Source organism: Flavobacterium pygoscelis, from assembly GCF_023162025.1.
Taxonomy (GTDB): Bacteria; Bacteroidota; Bacteroidia; order Flavobacteriales; family Flavobacteriaceae; genus Flavobacterium; species Flavobacterium pygoscelis.
Map to the genome: position 1 here is coordinate 1 of NZ_JALNUB010000035.1, position 3,498 is coordinate 3,498.

Annotated in this window: 6 protein-coding genes; 1 reads left to right on the forward strand and 5 read right to left on the reverse strand. The window is 27.5% G+C overall.

The window, feature by feature from the left end:
- The coding region (locus MW871_RS16225; protein ID WP_248429428.1) for a hypothetical protein at positions 1–185 on the forward strand (185 nt) is incomplete at its 5' end.
- A 583-nt stretch (positions 186–768) separates the two neighbouring features.
- On the opposite strand, the gene MW871_RS16425 is transcribed toward MW871_RS16225, so the two are convergent.
- The 5 genes from MW871_RS16425 to MW871_RS16245 all read right to left on the reverse strand — a co-directional run.
- Entirely contained in the window at positions 769–1,008 is a 240-nt protein-coding gene (locus tag MW871_RS16425; RefSeq protein ID WP_486599187.1) for an FEKKY domain-containing protein, read from the reverse strand.
- 21 nt (positions 1,009–1,029) lie between these two features.
- Entirely contained in the window at positions 1,030–1,353 is a 324-nt protein-coding gene (locus MW871_RS16230) for a hypothetical protein (RefSeq protein WP_248429429.1), read from the reverse strand.
- Positions 1,354–1,539: 186 nt separating this feature from the next.
- On the reverse strand, positions 1,540–1,923 hold the full coding sequence (locus MW871_RS16235) for a carboxypeptidase-like regulatory domain-containing protein (protein WP_248429430.1): 384 nt from the start codon (positions 1,921–1,923) through the stop codon (positions 1,540–1,542).
- Positions 1,924–2,129: 206 nt separating this feature from the next.
- Positions 2,130–3,035 (reverse strand): hypothetical protein, encoded by a 906-nt coding sequence (locus MW871_RS16240; RefSeq protein ID WP_248429431.1) that lies wholly within the window; start codon positions 3,033–3,035, stop codon positions 2,130–2,132.
- 163 nt (positions 3,036–3,198) lie between these two features.
- The coding region (locus MW871_RS16245) for an integrase core domain-containing protein (protein WP_248427411.1) at positions 3,199–3,498 on the reverse strand (300 nt) is incomplete at its 5' end.

Consider the following 3,498-nt stretch of genomic DNA (forward strand, 5'->3'; position numbering starts at 1 on the left):
TATTATCAGTAAAACCACTTTCAAATGTTTCTTCTGCAAAAATTTCAACTTTATATTTCCCGATTATTGTCATAATTTGCAACTTTCGTTTTCGTTCTACCAAACTGACTGCCAACGTCTTGGCGCTTGACGTGGTTGCGGATTTTCTTGCAGAGTATATTCAACCGAAACGAATATATGCATAAAAACGTTAATTCCACTAAACCCGCAATCATGGCAAACGGCTGTTATGCGTTCGGCAGTATATGTTGTATGTTTTTCCATTCCAATTTATTTCAATTGGCTTTTGCTAATTTAATTATTTTATTCATTTTTAAAGATCTATTTGGACCTTAAAAATCAAAAAAAAATCGCGAAAATTTTACTTTTTAAGTTTCTAATTTCCATTTCAATATTCAGCCAATTTTATTAAGTTTCTGTTTTCCAAAATCTTAATCAGATTTTAATATTCAAGTTTCCACATTCTATAAAATTAATCAAATTCAATTTTCAGGTTTCTGCTTTCCGCAAAGTTGATCAACTTTCATTTTTCATTTTTAAAAGTCAAAAAAATCGATAAAAATTACGCTTTCAAAGTTTTGCATTTCAGTTTTCAAGCTTTAATTTCTTCTTTTTCTGTGTGATCCAACCTGCTGACGCATAACGTCTTGGCGCTTGGTGAGGTTGGGGATTTTAAAGCAGAGTATTTTCTGCCGAAACGAAGATATGATAAAAAACGCTAATTCCACTAAAACCCCAATCTCGCCAAACGGCTGTTATGTGCTGGATTTATTTCAGTCCGATTACGTCCTTTCTGACTTCTTTTCGCCATTTTTTGCCAAATTTCTTATCCAAATCTGCAAAAATTGTTTTATTGTATTGGATTACACATTCTTCGTTAGGCGTAATACAACCAAAATCATAATATTCAATGTTATATTTTTTTTCATATTTATATTGATTACTATAAATAATAGGAGCAATGCTTCCAATTAAAAGTAGTTTTGATTTATTTTTCTTGATGTCAATTTCTGCAACTTCTTTATTGACTTAACATTTTGCGAAAACAACAATATTGAAATCAGTAATAGATTTAGACACTATTTCTACTTTATGTTTTTCTGAATTTAGGTTGAAGTCATTAATTTCTAATTCATAAATTCCGCTTTCTAAATCTTCAAATTTGTAGTTTCCTAAACTGTCAATTTTACAAAATTTATTATCAGGATTAAGTTCAATTAGTAAATTCTCTGGTATAATATTTTCAAAACCAAATAGGACTTTCACATTTCCACTAATACTTAAACCGTTCGTTTTATCTTGACAATAAATCGAATTAATAAAAAATAGTAATATAAAGGTTAATTTTCTCATTTTTTTGGGCGCTTGCACATAACGTTTCGCGGCTTGCAGAAGTGGCGAACTTCGTGACCGATTATTTTCGGCTAAGATAAAATATTTTGCGAAAGATAAACGTGAATTTACCACATATTTCGCCATTTATGCAAACCGCTGTTGTGCGTTCGGCAAAATAGTTGGTTTAAATTTTCGTTATTTTTTTTATTGAGATAATTTGAAATTAATATTATTTGGAACAGTTTGGTTATTCACTATACTTTGATTTACATCTGTGCAACTTTGTCCTACAATTGAATAACCAGTTGGAATTCCACAGCATATTTTATATTGAAAGGTTTCATTTTTTACTAAATAACTATAATTTCCAGATGAATTTGTTAGTACAGTTTCATATTGTTCATATACAGTTGCGGTATAGTTTCCTATTTTTCCACGTTGTATGTAAATAGTAACATTTCCAACACCAACATTACTTTCGTTTGTTACTCTTCCACTTACATTAATATCTAAATTTTGTTTTTCGTTATCACTGCTACAATTTAAACTTAAAGTTGCAACTATAAATAATATTAGGATTTTCTTCATAATTTGATTTTAGTTTAGTTCGATTTTTCATCCGATTTTCTTGTCGTCAATTTTTTCATTGCTGACGCACAACGTCTTGGCGCTACAAGAAGTTTGGGATTAAATATGCGAGTTTTTTCCATTAAACACTAATTTTCCAAGTACAAAACCATCTTTAAATTCAGCCTAAAACCCAAATATCTTGTAACGGCTGTTGTATGCAGGCTTTATTTTTTAGGTATTAATTCAATCACTTTATCTAAAACTTTAGTAAGATATTGTAATGATTCATTTTGAGATTCTCCAGATTCATTATTTTTATTTTCTATAGCTTTTTTAAATGTTGAGTTTCTATCAACTTTCGAATAATTTAAAATTAATTGGTTAATTATTTCTTTTTCATTTTGGTCTAAAGCAATTTTTAATGCTGTTATCTTAAAATTCAGATTAGTAATTTCATTTTCAAAAAATTTGATATCATTAAGACACTCTTTGTATAGTTTTAAAAAAAAGAATGCAAATATTTGCATAAAAACTACGATTGAAATTCTTGGAAGGAAATATGGAATTATGTTAGATTTAGAATAATCATTTAAATTATATATTGAGAAAAAGAGAATAATTATACCAACTGAATTTATTAATATCCCTATAATCAAGTTCAAATTTGAATTATAAACTAGTCTTTTAATTTGCCTTTTTATATTTGTATCAATTTCGGATAGTTCATTTAAGTAAATTGAAGATGAGAGAGATTTCGGAAATTCTTGAGTAAAAAGGTCTTTACAATTTTCGACCATTTTTGTCATAAACTCTTTTTTTAATTCAGGAAATGAATCAATTATATTCATTAAAAAATCCAAACTGCTTTCGTTTGAGTCTTGATTTTTTTCTTTTTTGCTTCCCAATGAGAATTTTGATGTATTTGAGCTTAGTTCAGATAAATCTAAATATGCTTTTAGTAATAAGTAAGTTGAAAAAATGAAAATAGTTAAAGAAATAATTATAGTGTACTGAGTACTTAATATTTGAAATTTATCATTTATTAAAGAATAACCTCCGTAAGTACTAAATAATAAGAAAAGTATAGAAATATAGATTTGAGTTATTATTCTTCTTTTTTGTCTATTCATTTTTTGTTTTTTTTTGTTTTTTATTTTTTCTGCTGTCTTGTCCTAATATAGGTTGACTATTTTTGGTTACTGTATAATTTCAAAAATAGTTTATTATTGACGTAATATTGATAAGTTTAGAAAAAATCTTTGAAGGGATTTTTTTCCAAACTTGTCAACATTCCTACGTAGCTAAAGTAGTATTTTTTTTGTTTTTATAAGACTTGTATTCATGTATTTGATTTAGATGTGCATAATTTGGTGTTTTCATTTCAAGAGAGCAATGTCTACGCTCATTATTGTAAATTTCGATAGCTTGTTTAACCATTTTTTCAGCTGTTTTTAAATTAGCAATAGTCTTGTTTAGTCCAAATTCATGTTTTAAAATTCCGTTAATTCTTTCTGCTACGGCGTTTTCATAAGGGCTTGAGTTTTGAGTTGTACTTAAAATAATATTCTTAGATTTGGCAAATTCAGCAAAGTC

Excerpts from the sequence above, each read along its gene's own strand:
- MW871_RS16230 (WP_248429429.1), bottom strand. The coding sequence starts at position 1,353 with ATGAGAAAATTAACCTTTATATTACTATTTTTTATTAATTCGATTTAT.
- MW871_RS16235 (WP_248429430.1), bottom strand. The coding sequence starts at position 1,923 with ATGAAGAAAATCCTAATATTATTTATAGTTGCAACTTTAAGTTTAAAT.
- MW871_RS16240 (WP_248429431.1), bottom strand. The coding sequence starts at position 3,035 with ATGAATAGACAAAAAAGAAGAATAATAACTCAAATCTATATTTCTATA.